Here is a 13,674-nt window from a genome sequence, read left to right on the forward strand (position 1 = left end):
CGACACCCGGTGTGCGTCTAACCTGTCACGGACGGTCCGGTTTCTAAAAATGGAAATCCCAGATTTCACCTGATTGGAGGTCGCGGGTGACCGCAGGAACGGGCGGCAACGTGTCGATCGTCCGCCGCTGGCAGCTTGCCGCAACAGTAAAAGTCCTTCGAGAGCAAGCAAACCTCACCCAGGACGAAGCCGTCGACCGACTGCGGCACAGCGACGGCAACTGGTCTCGTTCGAAGCTCTCGCGCGTGGAGAACCGCGAGCACAACCTTCGCCCCCGCGAGGTCAGCCAGATCCTCGCCGCATACCGGATCGATGACCCGGAAACACTGGAAGCACTGACCCAGCTCGCCGTCGACTCGCGCAAACGCGACTGGTGGCACCAGTACCAGGGCGCCGTCGCATTGATGGTCCAGCCGTTGCTGAGCCTGGAAAGCGGCCTGGTTGCAATGCGCGACTTCCAGAACCAGTTGCTCCACGGGCTGCTTCAGACCTCCGACTACGCGCGGGCTCTTATTCTGTCGATGAGCGCCGACCAGTACACGGCGGGCGAATTGGAGCAACGAGTCGCGGCGAGGATTGCCCGCCAGCAGATCATCACCAAGGGCGGGGCGCCGAATCTGCACTTCATCGTGGACGAGTTGGTGCTGCACCGAATCGTCGGTGACCGGGATGTCATGTACGGCCAGCTGCGCAAACTCCTCGCGCTAACTGAGAATCCGAACGTTACGATCCAGCTCCTACCCAAGGACTCCGGCGGTGGCCCGGGCCTGTTCGGACCCTTCTCTTTGCTCACCCTGCCCGACCCGATCCCGGACATCGGGTACTTCGAGGGCCCACCCGGCACGTTCTACATCGAGGATCGTGAGCGAGTCCGCTCGTGGACTCTGCGCTTCGGTATGCTCACCCAGCAGGCGTTGACCGGCGAGAGGTCTGCCGAAGTCGTCGCTGAAGCACTGGAGCAGTACCGGTAGCAAGACTGGAGGAGGTCACCCATGGCACCGATGGACCCTCTGACCAACCTCACCTGGCGCAAGAGCAGCTTCTCCAACGACGGTGGTTCCAACGGCGACACCTGCGTCGAAGCGGCGGCGCTCCCGGACGGCCGGATCGCCATCCGCAACAGCAACCACCCCGACGACGGCGCCACCTACTTCACCCGGGCCGAGATGAGCGCGTGGCTCAAGGGCGTCAAAGCCGGAGAGTTCGACGATCTCACCTGACCCCGACCGTCTCACTCCGCGAGGGTCCGGGTTGCCCAGCACCCCAATGCGGCATTGGGTGCGTCCAACGCATACGAACGCCGCATTGGGTCGTCAGTTGCGGCCGGGATGAGGCAAACCACCCACGAGGGTCGGGGTCTTGTCCCATGCTGATCAAATGTCCGTCGCTGAGTTTCGCATCCGACTGGCTGCCGTCGCGCAGCAGCTGCCCGCCTCCGAGCTCGCGGACGCCTGCCACAAAGTTGACCTTGTTCATGGTCAACTGAGGTCGGCTTGGTACACCAGTGATCACGTGTCGTCGCAGGCGGCGCTGGTGGCCGCTGCCGCAGCCGTCGAGCAGCTCAAGGAGATTGTGACCGGTCTGGAAGACGTGGCGGCCGGGATCGACCGATACACCGCACAGTTGTGATCAGCGATGTCCGCCTTTACCGATCTCATCGCCCGGTTGCGGGCAACCACTGCGAAACTGCCCACTGGGCCCGTCGCCAGAGCTCGTGACGCCATCACCACCGAGCTCGTCCCGGAGCTGGCGCGACTCTCGGCCGGATCCAGCAGCGACGTCCTCACCTCCGCGGTAAACAAACTCGCCTCGCTGGCAACCGACCTCGACCGGGTGCTGGCTCTGCTGTCTACGGCTCACGATGAGACCGAGAACTGGATTGGCGCGCGGAGTGATGCTGCCCCGCGGTCCCAGGTCAGCGCTCGGAAGGCAGGGTCGGGCGCGCCGACGCAGCCGACGTCAGTTCGCGTGGCCGAGTACCGGGCGCGTTTGGAGCATCCTTGGCCCTATGGCAGACCGCTGCGTGGATGGCGCCTGGCCCCGGTCGGCGCGACAACTGATCAGGAGCTGACGAGCGGCACGAAGCAGGCCGCCGGCGAGGCCGACCCGGCCTACACCGCGGCCGTCGAGAAGGCACGTGCCCTCGGTCTTTCGCGCAGTGGGTTCGCACCCGACATCGCCCGCCACATCGAGATCAAAGAAGCAGCCACAATGCTGGAGGGCGAGACGCGCACGATCGTCATCGGCAAGGATCCCTGTGGGATCGATCCGGTGACCAACGTCAGCTGCCACCGGTTCCTGCGCTACTTCCTGCCCGTCGATGCCACACTGATCGTCTACGGCCCGGCCGGCAAGCCGCACCGCTACGAAGGGAAGCGCACGTCGTGACGATCCAAGCCCAGTACTGGGTCCACGAACCCGATCGGCCGCCAGCCGAGCAGGTCGCCGAACTGACCACGGCCGAGGACGTGCGCGACTTCGTGACCTTGCTGGCCGACCAGCACATCAGCGACGCCATCCTCACCCACACCAAACGCCCGAGGATCGAGACCGCCATCCCCGACGAGAACGACCCGAGTGCCTTCCTGACCGTGCCCGATCATTCGGCGATCATCGGCATCCACGGCGAGCGCGGTGCGATCTCGTACAAGGGCAAAGACGGCCACAGCACAGAACCGGTCCAGCTCTACACCCGCGGCCAGGGCCCCGACCAAACCGTGCTGTACGAAACCGAAGAGTTCCCGCCTGACTGCGAAGTCCCGACTGGTGCGCTTGCCGAGGCGCTCATCGAATTCTTGGAGACGGGCCGACGTCCCCTGAGCATCCGCTGGCAACGTGGCGGCGAAGCCTGAGCAGGACACCGGCCCGGTGTGATGGAACCGCTCCGCCAACTCGTCGGCGGCACCCCGCTTGTCCGCCGCCCAGGTCTCGATCTGCGAAAACCCCGTTGTCGTCACGACCGCCTACCCATCCGCCCGTGGCGATTCGACGCCGCGGCGTACCACTCGGCCGCCGCCGCACATCCCGGCACCACGCTCACCGGCACCCCTACGATCGCCACCTGGGACGCGGACCCGGCTCCCGCGATGGCGGAGCTTGCCACGAAAGTCGAGGAAGAACGGGTCCTCGACACGCTCGCCGAGGATCTTGAAACGCCTTAAAGCCCGAAACCCTCTGCCACAATTCGCATCTAGGGCCTGCCGTGCGCCTGCCTGTGATGCACAATGTAATCAAGGTTAATATCGTGATTTGGGTTCCTACGCAACGCGCCGTCAGGCACACCATTTCGCTGAATTATGAAGTCATCTTGGATGACGACTGCACCCTGATCGAACTGAACGTGGCAGTTTGGGCAAAGGCAAAGGATATTGCCCATCACGTCGGGCCCGTCGTGCGGTCCGCCTAGAGCTTGAATGTGCGCACCCTCTGAGTAGGTACCGTCACCAACAACCAACTGCACGCCGCACATTTGACAAGTGTCATCATGGATGCGCTTGACCTGCTTGGCGATGTTCGTGATCCGTACCGTGCGTTGAACCACCGTCGTTCGCCGACCTGGAGTCAATGTACCCGCTGGTGGTGTACCGTGCGCGGGTACACCCGACAATGCGACTGGCACCGGCGGTGCCGCGATCACGTCAGGCTCCTGCAATGCCTTCTTCATCCGAAACTGGCAGATCCAAAACCTCCCGTTGCGGACATAATCGGCGCTATCAACTTGATACAAGCCCTCGTAGCGGTAGCCGGACGCCGGGCCAAACTCAGATCCCTTGTGCGCGCCGCGAATTACCCTAACCAAGTTATCTTTGCGCATACTGGTTCGCAATGCAGCATTTCCCGGGTCACCGAAATTTTGGTCGCCTATTCGCTTACCATTCTTGTCCAAACCGCCGTGGCCGGTATAGATGATTACCTCACCGTAGTCGCGATCCTCGTAGCCACCAGACACGACAATCGACTCAGCGCCAGAATTCTCGGTACCCACGATCCCCGACTGGAGCGCCCGGTGCGTGCCCCGTGCGGCAACAGCTCGCCGGTCAGGAAAAATGGTCTTCTCGGGAACCTTTGGGATCTCCCCGAACCTCGGCGCTGTCTCGCGGTCGATGACCTCGAAGCCGAGCGCGGTGAGACGCGCGACGATTGCGAGAAGACCCGCGCTCAACTCAGCAGCCGACAGAACACTGCCCATGGCGCCGCGGTGCGCGACGCCGGCAATGGCGGGGGAATCGTAAGCCCACTCGCCGATCAAGACCTCATACCGCCGAGCATGTTTGAACCCGTAAGTGTTGAGGAAGTTCTCCTTCCCCAGCTGGTCATACTCGGTTGCCGCCGCCAGCACGTGTTCGCGCTCGATGTCCCCAAGGCTCATACGATCACTCTAAAGCGTGGCACCGACAGTTTGGTGTCTCCAAGCTGCAACAGCTACTTCGAGCTCGGCTTCGGGATGTCGAAGTAGCTCGAGAACCGCACCGCCGGCGCGTACTCGCCCTTGACCTTCACGCGGCCCGTCACGAACATCGCCGCGGGGGCGGAGGTGCCGGTGGCCATGCGGATGAAGTCGTCGACCGAGAGGGTGAGGGTGGTATCCGGGGTGCGGGACAGGTCGGTGCTCGAGACGCACGCGCCGGATTCGATGACGGTTTGGAAGCGGTCGTAGCCGTCGTCGCCGGTGCCGCCGGAAAAGCGCCAGGAAACGACGAAGTCGACGTGGCGGGCGCGGTCGGCGCGGAAATGCTCGGACATTCTGCGGAATATCTCGTCGAGGAAGGCCACGCGTAACTCGGGGTGGTCGGCCAGGGCCTTGAGTTGGTCGCGGGAGGCGCGGTGGACGACGTCGACCAGGGCCTGGGTGGTCAGGCTGCTCAGTTCGATGCCGGCGCCCGCGTTTCCGAGCATGTGCAAGGTTTCCAGGACCTGCACGAACTGCGCGGGCGTGAGCTTGCCGAAGTCCAGCTTGCGGGCGAAGCCGTTGACCGCGTGTCCCTCGGAGGCTGTGGAACGGGAGCGCGAGAATCGGGGCACGGAAACGGAGTCTAACGGCTCAGGCGGGTTTCGGGAGGTCGAAATAGCCGATCAAACCGGCCGCGAATGCGAGGTCGCCTTTCACCTTGATTTTGCCCGTCACGAAGAGCACGGCGGGAGTTGCCTGGTGCGTGATGAGGCGGAAGAAGTCGACCGGCGACAGCGTGATGGTGACGCTGGGGCGGGCGCCCTCGACGGTCCGCGAGACCGTGCACGAGCCGCCGGAGATGGTCGTCGCGTAGCGGTCGTAGCCGCCGGCGCCGGTGCCGCCGGAGAGGCGCCAGTGGATGACGGCGTCGAGCGCGCGGGCGCGGTCCACGCGGATGTGCGAGCCCATGCGGGCGAAGATCTCGTCGAGCACGCGTTCGCGCAAGGGGCGGGAGGCGACGACGGCCTCCAGCTGCGCTCGGGACGCGCGCGAGACGAGCGTGGCGAAGCGGGCCGGGTCGACCTTGGCCAGGGAGAACGCCGGGGCGTCTTCCGACAGGCGGATGAGTGACGAGAGCAGGCGGCGGAAGTCGTCGCGGCCGAGTTCGCGGGGGTCGATGGCGTCGGCGACGGTGTTGACGTCGAGGCCGTCGAGCGCGACGCGGTCGAGGGCGTCGAGCAGGGCGGCGCCGCGCAAGCCGGCCACGTCAGAACCGTCGGCCATCCCAAGCCCCCTTCCGTGATCTTCCAGCAAAGGCTACCCATGAGTAGGTAAGCGGGCAAGCACGCGCCGACCACGGCGGCAGGTACCGTCTCCTGCTGGCGAGAGGGAGGTCGGAGAGTGCCCGACGAAGATCAGCGCCCGCCCGAGCGGGCCCGGCGGCTGCCGCGCGCGGTGCGTGAGCGGCAGATCCTGGACGCCGCCGTGCGCGTGTTCTCCCGCCACGGCTACCACGCGGCCTCGATGGACGAGATCTCCGACGTCGCCGGCGTCTCCAAGCCGATGATCTACACCTACCTCGGCTCGAAGGAAGACCTCTTCGGCAAGAGCATCCAACGCGAGGCGACGCGCCTGCTCGAGGCCATCCAGGCGGGCGTCCAGCCGGATCTTCCGCCCGACATGCAGCTTTGGCACGGGCTGCGGTCGTTCTACCGCTTCGTCGCCGAGTACCGCGAGTCGTGGACGGTGCTGCACCGCCAGGCGCTGACGGTCGGCGGCACGTTCGCCGCGGAGATCACGGCGATGCGCGGGCGGGCGATCGAGTTGGTCGCCGCGTTGGTGGTGTCGGCGGGGACGCGGAAGGGGCTCGGGGAGCAGGCCGAGTTCTCGGGCGCCGGGTTGGCCGCCGCGCTGGTCGGTGCGGCGGAATCGCTGGCCGACTGGGCTCTGGACCACCCGGAGATCTCGGACAGCGTGCTCGCGTCGTGGCTGATGAACCTGGTGTGGCTGGGCTTCAACGATCTCATCGAAGGTCAGGTCTGGAAGCCGCTGCCCGAAATGAACTCAGAGGGCTGAGATCACGCCGTCCAGGTGCGGTTTCGGCTTGCGCGCCTGCCACAGCTCGAACGCCCAGCCCTCGTCCGTCGGCCAGGCGGTGAAGGCCGCACGGGCCGGCAGCAGCACGGGCTGCTTGAAGCGGACGTCCACTGTGTACGCATCAGGCAAGCGGCCCTCGAAGGCCGCCAGGGCGTGGGCCTTCGTCCACATGCCGTGGGCGATGGCACGGGTGAAGCCGAACAGGCGCGCGGTCAGTGGGTGCAGGTGGATGGGGTTGCGGTCGCCCGAGACCTCGGCGTAGCGGCGGCCGATGTCGCCCGGGACGGTCCACAGGGCGGTCGGCGTCGGGGGGACCAACGAAGCGCGCGGCCGCGAGGAACCCGAGGAACCCGAGCGGCGCAGATAAGTCGACACCTCCGACCACACCAGCTCCGTGCCCGCCCACAGCTCGCTCACCATGTCGAACTGCCGGCCCTTCTCGTGCGGCCGCAGGTTCTCCGCGCGCACCCGCGTGGAGAACGTCTCGCCCAGGGACAGCGGGCGCCTCGAAGTGATCGAGTTCGCCACGTGCACCAGGCCGAGCAACGGGAACGGAAAGCCCGGCTCCGTCATCAGCGCCATCTGCAGGCCGAAGACCAGCATGTGCGGGTAGGTCGCGGGCAGTACATCCGAATACCGAAACCCGCACACCTCCGCGTACGCAGCGACGTGCGCAGGGGAGACCGTGACCGACGGCCGCACCAGCTCCGTCTCCGGCAGCGTCGAACCGCGGCCGCGGCGCAGCAGGGCCTTCGGGTACAGCGTCGCCAGGCTGGGCGCGCTGGTCAGCTCGCGAACGGACATCGTCACGCCCCCAGCAGTGCTTGGCCGCACACGCGGACCACGTTGCCGTTGACCGCGGCGGACGCCGGGTTGGCGTACCAGGCGATGGTCTCGGCGACGTCGACCGGCAGGCCGCCCTGGCCGAGGCTCGACAGGCGCCGCCCGGCTTCGCGGATGAACAGCGGGACGGCGGCGGTCATCTTGGTTTCGATGAAGCCGGGCGCGACGGCGTTGATCGTGCCGCCGTACTCCGCGAGCTGGGGCGCGCCGACGTTGACCATGCCGATCACGCCCGCCTTCGACGTCGCGTAGTTCGTCTGGCCGACGTTGCCGGCGATGCCCGCGATGGACGAAACCCCAATGATGCGGCCGTTTTCGCGCAGGACCTTGTCGGCGAGCAGCTTGTCGTTCACCGCGAGCTGCGCGGCGAGGTTCACGGTGAGCACGGCGTCCCAGCCACCCTCGGTCATGTTGCCGAGCGTCTTGTCGCGCGTGATGCCGGCGTTGTGCACGACGACGTCGACGCCGCTGTGGCGCGTCGTGAGGTACTCGGCGAGCTTGGCCGGCGCGTCGGCTGCCGTGATGTCCAGCTGCAGCGCCGAACCGCCGATGCGATTGGCCACTGTGGACAGATCAGCGCCCTGCGCCGGGATGTCCAGGGCGACCACGTGGGCGCCGTCGCGGGCGAGCGTCTCCGCGATGGCCTCGCCGATTCCGCGTGACGCGCCGGTGACCAGCGCGACCTTGCCCGCCAACGGCTTTTCCCAGTTCGCCGGGGCCGCGGCGGAAGTGCCGTGTGTGCCGACGCGGATCACCTGCGCGTCGACGAAGGCCGACTTCGCCGACAGCAGGAACCGCACCGTCGACTCGGCCGCGGCTTCGGCGCCTTCGGCCACGTACACGAGCTGCGCCGTCGCGCCGCGCTTCAGCTCCTTGCCGACGGAGCGCACGAAGCCCTCCAGCGCCCGTTGCGCGATCCGCTCGCGCCCCTCGACCAGCTCCGGTGGCGTGCCGAACACGACGACGCGACCCGACGCCCCGACCTTGCGGATAACCGGGTGGAAGAAGCGGTAGACCTCGCGCAGGTCGGCGGGGTCTTTGATGCCGGTGGCGTCGAAGACGAGGGCGGCATGGCGTTCGGCCGGGACTTCGAGAACCTCGATGCCTGCTTCGGAAACCTGACTCTTCAGGGTCTTTTCGAGCCGTCCGCGCGGCGCGGCGCCGAGGAGTGCGGGACCCTCGAGCGCGGGCTGGCCGGCGCGGTACCGGCGCAGCGTGGCGGGGTTGGGCAGGCCGAGCTTCGGCACCACGAACTTCCCCACCGGGGTCTTCGTGAACTGCTGGTACCTGTCAGCCATCGAGCGCCTCCCGTGCCGTCTGCGTCACGTCGCAGTCTAACCTACTCGCTAGTAGGTTACAGTGTGAAAGGGACGACTCAGAGAGGTGGACGTCATGGCGACCAGGAAAACCGCCGCGGTCCGCAAGGTCGCGATCATCGGCGGCAACCGCATCCCCTTCGCGCGGTCGAACGGCCCGTACGCGAAGGCGTCGAACCAGGACATGTTCACCGCCGCGCTCGACGGCCTGGTCAGCCGCTTCGCGCTGCAGAACGAGGTGATCGGCGAGGTCGCCGCGGGCGCGGTGCTCAAGCACTCCAAGGACTTCAACCTCGCGCGCGAGAGCGTGCTCGGCAGCCGGCTCTCGGCCGCGACACCCGCGTCCGACGTCCAGATGGCGTGCGGCACGGGGTTGCAGGCCGTGATCAACGTGGCGCACAAGATCTCACTGGGGGAGATCGACTCCGCCATCGCGGGTGGCGTGGACACGACGAGTGACGCTCCGCTGGCCGTGAACGCCGACCTGCGCAAGATCCTCGTGCAGCTCAACTCCGCGAAGACGCTGGGCGACCGGCTCAAGCTCCTCACGAAGCTGCGGCCGGGCCAGATCGTGCCTGAGATCCCGCGCAACGCCGAGCCGCGCACCGGCCTGTCGATGGGCGAGCACGCGGCGCTGACGGCGAAGGTCTGGGACGTCACGCGCGAGGCGCAGGACGAACTCGCCGCGGCCAGCCACCAGCACCTCGCCGCGGCGTACGACCGCGGGTTCTTCGACGACCTCGTGACACCGTTCCTCAAGTTGGCCATGGACCAGAACCTGCGGCCGGATTCGAGCGTGGAGAAGCTGGCCAAGCTCAAGCCCGTGTACGGCGGCGCGGACGGCACCATGACGGCCGGCAACTCCACGCCGCTCACCGACGGCGCGTCGACCGTGCTGCTCGCGACGGACGAGTGGGCGAAGGCGCACAACCTGCCAGTGCAGGCGTACCTGACGTTCTCGCAGACGGCCGCCGTCGACTACGTCCACGGCGCCGAGGGACTGCTGATGGCGCCCGCGTACGCGGTACCGCGAATGCTGGAACGCGCGGGACTTTCCTTGCAGGACTTCGACTTCTACGAGATCCACGAGGCGTTCGCGTCGCAGGTGCTGGCCACGTTGAAGGCGTGGGAGGACCCGGCGTTCGCCAAGGAGAAGCTGGGTCTCGACGCGCCGCTGGGCTCGATCGACCGGGCGAAGCTGAACGTCAACGGCTCGTCGCTCGCCGCCGGGCACCCGTTCGCCGCGACGGGCGGGCGGATCGTGGCGACGCTGGCGAAGCTGTTGCACGAGAAGGGATCCGGGCGTGGCCTGATCTCGATCTGCGCCGCCGGGGGTCAGGGCGTGACGGCGATTCTGGAGAAGTGAATCCGGGCCCCCTTGCGCGGGGCCCGGATCCGCTGTGTCAGCTGAGCTGCTTTTCGGCCTTCTTGCTCAGCTTCTCGGCCTGCTTGCCGGCCTTCTTCGCGGCGCGGCGGGCGCGCCAGCCGAGCGACGGCTTGCCCGCCGTGTCGCCCGCGGCCAGCAGCAGACCGCCGGCGATGGCCGCGTTCTTGAGGAACTGGACCTGCTGCGCCTGCCGCTCGGCGGGGTCCTTGATCTCCCAAAACCGGTGCGTGGCGGCCGTCGTCGGCAAGAGCGTGCCCAGCAACGCGAGCGACGCCAGCCGCGGCGCCTTTCCCGCCGCGAGCGCGAGGCCGGCGCCGATCTTCACGGCGGCGTCGATGCGCACGAGCGTCGCTGGATCGCGCGGCACCTGCTCGGGGACGAGGCCCTCGACCTTGTCGAACGTCTCGGTGAGGAACGGCTCGATCGCCTTCGCGTGCCCTTGGGTGTCGCGGAGCATGCCGATACCGCCGTAGATGAACATCGACGCGAGCAGTGGACGGGCCACCCGGCGCAGTATCACGGTCGTCGCCTTTCCTGCGAGGTCTTCGGTGCTGGTCGAACCTACAACCGGGATTCCCCGTGGGCGGGTCGCCGAACCGCGCTAGCTTTGTCTAGGTGTTTATCGTGTTTTTACTAGATTTGCTTAGATGGCTTTAGCGGCTTCTGGCGGCTCTGGTGCTTGACCTTGACGCGGCGTCAACTTCTACCGTTGACGGCATGGAGTGGTCGATCCAGGACATCGCCCGAGCGGCAGGCACGACCAGCCGGACACTGCGGCACTACGACGCCGTCGGGCTGCTCGCACCCAGCCGCATCGGCGGCAACGGCTACCGCTACTACAACTCGGCCGCCCTGGTGCGGCTCCAGCGGATCCTGCTGCTGCGCGAGCTCGGCCTGGGACTGCCCGCGATCGCCTCCGTACTCGACGGCGAGCGCGACAGCGTTATCGCCTTGTCGACGCATCTCTCGCTGCTGGAACAGGAGCGGGCACGGATCGGGCGGCAGATCGACTCCGTGCGGACCACGCTGAGGAAATTGGAGGGAGGTGAACCACTCATGGCGGAGGAAGTTTTCGACGGCTTCGATCACACGGTGCACGAGGCTGAGGTGACGTCCCGTTGGGGCGCATCGGCTTATTGCACTGGTGACCAGTGGTGGCGGTCGTTGTCGCCTTCGGAACGTGCGGCGCATCAGCGGGAGCAGGGCGAGATCGCGGCTGCTTTCGGGGCGGCGCGGGCTTCGGGGTTGTCGGTCGAGTCTGCCGAGGTGCAGGCCACTGTCGGTCGGCTCCACGCCTGGTTGAGGCCTGCGGTGAAGACCGTGTCGCGCGGGTATTTCGTGGGGTTGGGGCAGTTGTATGTCGACGATCCTCGGTATGGGGCCTACGACGCTGATTTTGGTCCCGGCACCGCGGAGTTCATCCGGGACGCGATGCGGATCTACGCGGAGCGGAACCTGGCGGAGTAAAGCGGCGTCGGAGTGAGCGCTGGGGGTGGGGATGGTCGGGGCTGCAGACCCGCCCATCCCTCTGGCTTGGGTTGCTTGGGTTGGGTTGGCGAGTGGTCCCGTCGTGCCTGGGGGACTGGCACGAACGGTCCACTCGCACACGCGACTCGGCACGAAAGGTCCACTCGCGCACTCGACTTGGCGCGAGAGGTCCACTCGCGCATCGAGGCTGCGGCGAATGGTCCGTTCGTTCCGGCTGGGCACGAACGGTCCGTTCGCCCGCGCGACTTGGTGCGAAAGGTCTGTTCGCACGGCGGCGCCGGTGTGGACGGTCCGTTCGCGCGGCGGGACCGGTGTGAACGGTCCGTTCGCGCGGGGCCGGGTGCGGAAGGTCCGTTCGCGCGCCGGCGCCGGGGCGAAGGGGCCGGTCGTGAGGCCCGCGCGCGGTGAGGGGACCAGTCGCGGCCCCCTCAAAGCTCCGAGCGCGGCGATCGGCGACACGCACTAGCGGGATATGGCGCAATATCGGACCCGCGCTAGATACCCCGATACGGTGGCCGAGTGGACCCCATCCGCAATCCGTTCGCGCCCGGGGCTGGGCAGCGGCCGCCTGAGTTGGCGGGGCGGGAGCGTGAGCTGGGGGCGTTCGAGGTGGTCCTGGAGCGCGTCGCGAGGGGGCGGCCGGAGCGGAGTCTGGTGTTGACCGGGCTGCGGGGGGTCGGGAAGACCGTGTTGCTCGGGGAGCTGCGGTCGATGGCCATTCGGCACGGGTGGGGCGCCGGGAAGATCGAGGCGCGGCCCGATGCGGAGCTCAGGAGGCCGTTGTCGGCTGCCCTGCACAGGGCGATTCGGGATCTGGCGGTCAAACACAGGGCGCCGGATCGGGTTGAAGAGGTCCTGGGGGTGCTGAAGGCGTTCGCGTTGAAGGCGAACAAGGCCGATGCGAAGCTCAGGGACCGGTGGCAGCCGGGGATCGAGGCGCCGGCCGCGCAGGGACGGGCCGATTCCGGGGACATCGAGATCGACCTGGTGGAGCTGTTCACGGACGTCGCTGAGCTCGCCGCCGACGTCGGCACCGGGGTGGCGCTCCTCATCGACGAGATCCAGGATCTGCAGCCCGACGACGTCTCCGCTCTTTGCGCCGCGTGCCACGAGTTGTCGCAGTCGGGGGCGCCGCTGGTGGTGGTCGGGGCGGGGTTGCCGCACGTGCCGGCCGTGCTGAGCGCCTCGAAGTCGTACTCGGAACGGCTGTTCCGCTACGCGCGCATCGATCGCCTCAGCCGCAAGGACGCCGACTTCGCCGTGATGGCGCCGATCGAACGCGAGGAAGCCGGCATCGAGCCCGAGGCGCTCGACGCGCTGTTCGACGCGTCCGGTGGGTACCCCTACTTCATCCAGGCCTACGGCAAGGCGGCGTGGGACGCCGCGCCCGCGGATCCGATCACGGTGAAGGACGTGCAGGTCGCGGCGCCGGAGGCGGAGTCCGAGCTGGCCGTGGGGTTCTTCGGCTCGCGTTACGAGCGCGCGACGCCCGCCGAGCGCGAATACCTGATCGCGATGGCCGAGCTGACGCAAGGCCGCGACGAGGCCGCCGGCACCGCCGACGTGGCCGTCTACCTGGGGCGCAAGCCCTCCTCGCTCTCGCCGGCGCGCGACAGCCTCATGAAGAAGGGCCTGGTCTACTCCGCCGAACGCGGGCAGATCGCCTTCACGGTGCCCCACTTCGGGCACTACCTGCTCGGCCGCGACTGACGGTCGTCTTCTCCTCGCTACCGCTCTATGACGCTGCCTAGTGGTATCTAGCAAATTGGCTATACAGCCCAAGAAGACCCTAGCCCGTTACCTCTAAGTGACCCGCGACACGAGATCTGTCCGGTGATCACCTGAATCTTGCCGATGATTCATCGGCAAGTAAGCCACGTCACCGATGATTCGTTGGCATCCTCGTGAAAAAAGGCGCATACTAGAGACACAACCACCGAGAACCTCCAAAGGGGATGCAGACACAATGAGCAACATCGCCGCCAAGCTCCGTGCTCGTCGCGCCGAGGCTCGTACTCGCCGGGCACTGAACCGGGCGATCGACACCGCGGCCACCTCGACGGTGCGCCAGGAGCTCATCGCCCTCGCCCAGGCGCGTCAGCCGTTCATGCGCTGACCCAGCCGTAACTGGTTAGTGTGTCACTCACATGAGT

The 13,674-nt window shown here is 67.1% G+C and carries 17 protein-coding genes; 11 read left to right on the forward strand and 6 right to left on the reverse strand.

Annotated elements, in window-relative coordinates; genetic code table 11:
• The first annotated feature begins 86 nt into the window (after positions 1-86).
• From ABZU76_RS05660 to ABZU76_RS05685, 6 genes are all read left to right on the forward strand, one after another.
• On the forward strand, positions 87-971 hold the full coding sequence (locus ABZU76_RS05660) for a helix-turn-helix transcriptional regulator (RefSeq protein WP_354865410.1): 885 nt from the start codon (positions 87-89) through the stop codon (positions 969-971).
• Positions 972-1,001: 30 nt separating this feature from the next.
• Entirely contained in the window at positions 1,002-1,220 is a 219-nt protein-coding gene (locus ABZU76_RS05665; RefSeq protein WP_354865990.1) for a DUF397 domain-containing protein, read from the forward strand.
• Positions 1,221-1,377: 157 nt separating this feature from the next.
• Positions 1,378-1,629, forward strand: coding sequence for a hypothetical protein (locus tag ABZU76_RS05670; protein ID WP_354865412.1), 252 nt, complete (start codon positions 1,378-1,380; stop codon positions 1,627-1,629).
• A 6-nt stretch (positions 1,630-1,635) separates the two neighbouring features.
• Positions 1,636-2,388, forward strand: a complete 753-nt coding sequence (locus tag ABZU76_RS05675; RefSeq protein WP_354865414.1) for a DddA-like double-stranded DNA deaminase toxin — start codon at positions 1,636-1,638, stop codon at positions 2,386-2,388.
• Positions 2,385-2,852 carry an Imm1 family immunity protein gene (locus ABZU76_RS05680; protein WP_354865416.1) on the forward strand — a complete coding sequence of 156 codons (468 nt, stop codon included), beginning with the start codon at positions 2,385-2,387 and terminating at the stop codon, positions 2,850-2,852. The genes ABZU76_RS05675 and ABZU76_RS05680 overlap by 4 nt, the downstream gene beginning before the upstream one ends.
• A gap of 21 nt (positions 2,853-2,873) precedes the next feature.
• Positions 2,874-3,161, forward strand: a complete 288-nt coding sequence (locus ABZU76_RS05685; RefSeq protein WP_354865991.1) for a DUF2399 domain-containing protein — start codon at positions 2,874-2,876, stop codon at positions 3,159-3,161.
• 29 nt (positions 3,162-3,190) lie between these two features.
• Here ABZU76_RS05685 and ABZU76_RS05690 read toward each other — a convergent pair whose 3' ends face one another.
• From ABZU76_RS05690 to ABZU76_RS05700, 3 genes are read right to left on the reverse strand one after another with little or no spacing between them, the layout of a single operon-like run.
• Positions 3,191-4,369, reverse strand: a complete 1,179-nt coding sequence (locus tag ABZU76_RS05690; RefSeq protein WP_354865418.1) for a YDG/SRA domain-containing protein — start codon at positions 4,367-4,369, stop codon at positions 3,191-3,193.
• Between the two features lie 53 nt (positions 4,370-4,422).
• Complete coding sequence (locus tag ABZU76_RS05695; protein WP_354865420.1) at positions 4,423-5,022, reverse strand: SCP2 sterol-binding domain-containing protein; 600 nt, start codon at positions 5,020-5,022, stop codon at positions 4,423-4,425.
• 19 nt (positions 5,023-5,041) lie between these two features.
• Positions 5,042-5,674: an SCP2 sterol-binding domain-containing protein gene (locus ABZU76_RS05700; protein WP_354865422.1), complete on the reverse strand. Its 633-nt coding sequence runs from the start codon at positions 5,672-5,674 to the stop codon at positions 5,042-5,044.
• A gap of 117 nt (positions 5,675-5,791) precedes the next feature.
• Here ABZU76_RS05700 and ABZU76_RS05705 point away from each other — a divergent pair, with 117 nt between their 5' ends.
• Complete coding sequence (locus tag ABZU76_RS05705) at positions 5,792-6,466, forward strand: TetR/AcrR family transcriptional regulator (protein ID WP_354865424.1); 675 nt, start codon at positions 5,792-5,794, stop codon at positions 6,464-6,466.
• On the opposite strand, the gene ABZU76_RS05710 is transcribed toward ABZU76_RS05705, so the two are convergent.
• Complete coding sequence (locus ABZU76_RS05710; RefSeq protein ID WP_354865993.1) at positions 6,455-7,291, reverse strand: MaoC/PaaZ C-terminal domain-containing protein; 837 nt, start codon at positions 7,289-7,291, stop codon at positions 6,455-6,457. The two genes, ABZU76_RS05705 and ABZU76_RS05710, sit on opposite strands and share 12 nt — an antisense overlap.
• A 2-nt stretch (positions 7,292-7,293) precedes the next feature.
• A complete protein-coding gene (locus tag ABZU76_RS05715; RefSeq protein ID WP_354865426.1) occupies positions 7,294-8,628 on the reverse strand; it encodes a 3-oxoacyl-ACP reductase in 1,335 nt (444 codons plus the stop codon).
• Between the two features lie 94 nt (positions 8,629-8,722).
• On the opposite strand from ABZU76_RS05715, the gene ABZU76_RS05720 reads away from it, so the two are divergent.
• Entirely contained in the window at positions 8,723-10,012 is a 1,290-nt protein-coding gene (locus ABZU76_RS05720; protein ID WP_354865428.1) for an acetyl-CoA C-acetyltransferase, read from the forward strand.
• 37 nt (positions 10,013-10,049) lie between these two features.
• On the opposite strand, the gene ABZU76_RS05725 is transcribed toward ABZU76_RS05720, so the two are convergent.
• Positions 10,050-10,553: a DoxX family protein gene (locus ABZU76_RS05725; protein WP_354865430.1), complete on the reverse strand. Its 504-nt coding sequence runs from the start codon at positions 10,551-10,553 to the stop codon at positions 10,050-10,052.
• A gap of 197 nt (positions 10,554-10,750) precedes the next feature.
• Between ABZU76_RS05725 and ABZU76_RS05730 the strand changes: the two genes are divergently transcribed.
• From ABZU76_RS05730 to ABZU76_RS05740, 3 genes are all read left to right on the forward strand, one after another.
• Complete coding sequence (locus ABZU76_RS05730; protein WP_354865995.1) at positions 10,751-11,500, forward strand: MerR family transcriptional regulator; 750 nt, start codon at positions 10,751-10,753, stop codon at positions 11,498-11,500.
• A 540-nt stretch (positions 11,501-12,040) separates the two neighbouring features.
• Positions 12,041-13,231 (forward strand): ATP-binding protein, encoded by a 1,191-nt coding sequence (locus ABZU76_RS05735; RefSeq protein ID WP_220245301.1) that lies wholly within the window; start codon positions 12,041-12,043, stop codon positions 13,229-13,231.
• 256 nt (positions 13,232-13,487) lie between these two features.
• Entirely contained in the window at positions 13,488-13,637 is a 150-nt protein-coding gene (locus tag ABZU76_RS05740; protein ID WP_162836041.1) for a hypothetical protein, read from the forward strand.
• The last annotated feature ends 37 nt before the right edge of the window (positions 13,638-13,674 follow it).

Source organism: Amycolatopsis sp. NPDC005232 (assembly GCF_040607795.1).
Taxonomy (GTDB): domain Bacteria; phylum Actinomycetota; class Actinomycetes; order Mycobacteriales; family Pseudonocardiaceae; genus Amycolatopsis.

Bases quoted from the DNA above. Each gene is read 5' to 3' on its own strand.
- ABZU76_RS05665 (WP_354865990.1), top strand. From the start codon at position 1,002: ATGGACCCTCTGACCAACCTCACCTGGCGCAAGAGCAGCTTCTCCAAC.
- ABZU76_RS05670 (WP_354865412.1), top strand. From the start codon at position 1,378: ATGTCCGTCGCTGAGTTTCGCATCCGACTGGCTGCCGTCGCGCAGCAG.
- ABZU76_RS05675 (WP_354865414.1), top strand. From the start codon at position 1,636: ATGTCCGCCTTTACCGATCTCATCGCCCGGTTGCGGGCAACCACTGCG.
- ABZU76_RS05685 (WP_354865991.1), top strand. From the start codon at position 2,874: ATGGAACCGCTCCGCCAACTCGTCGGCGGCACCCCGCTTGTCCGCCGC.
- ABZU76_RS05690 (WP_354865418.1), bottom strand. From the start codon at position 4,369: ATGAGCCTTGGGGACATCGAGCGCGAACACGTGCTGGCGGCGGCAACC.
- ABZU76_RS05700 (WP_354865422.1), bottom strand. From the start codon at position 5,674: ATGGCCGACGGTTCTGACGTGGCCGGCTTGCGCGGCGCCGCCCTGCTC.
- ABZU76_RS05710 (WP_354865993.1), bottom strand. From the start codon at position 7,291: ATGTCCGTTCGCGAGCTGACCAGCGCGCCCAGCCTGGCGACGCTGTAC.
- ABZU76_RS05715 (WP_354865426.1), bottom strand. From the start codon at position 8,628: ATGGCTGACAGGTACCAGCAGTTCACGAAGACCCCGGTGGGGAAGTTC.
- ABZU76_RS05720 (WP_354865428.1), top strand. From the start codon at position 8,723: ATGGCGACCAGGAAAACCGCCGCGGTCCGCAAGGTCGCGATCATCGGC.
- ABZU76_RS05730 (WP_354865995.1), top strand. From the start codon at position 10,751: ATGGAGTGGTCGATCCAGGACATCGCCCGAGCGGCAGGCACGACCAGC.
- ABZU76_RS05740 (WP_162836041.1), top strand. From the start codon at position 13,488: ATGAGCAACATCGCCGCCAAGCTCCGTGCTCGTCGCGCCGAGGCTCGT.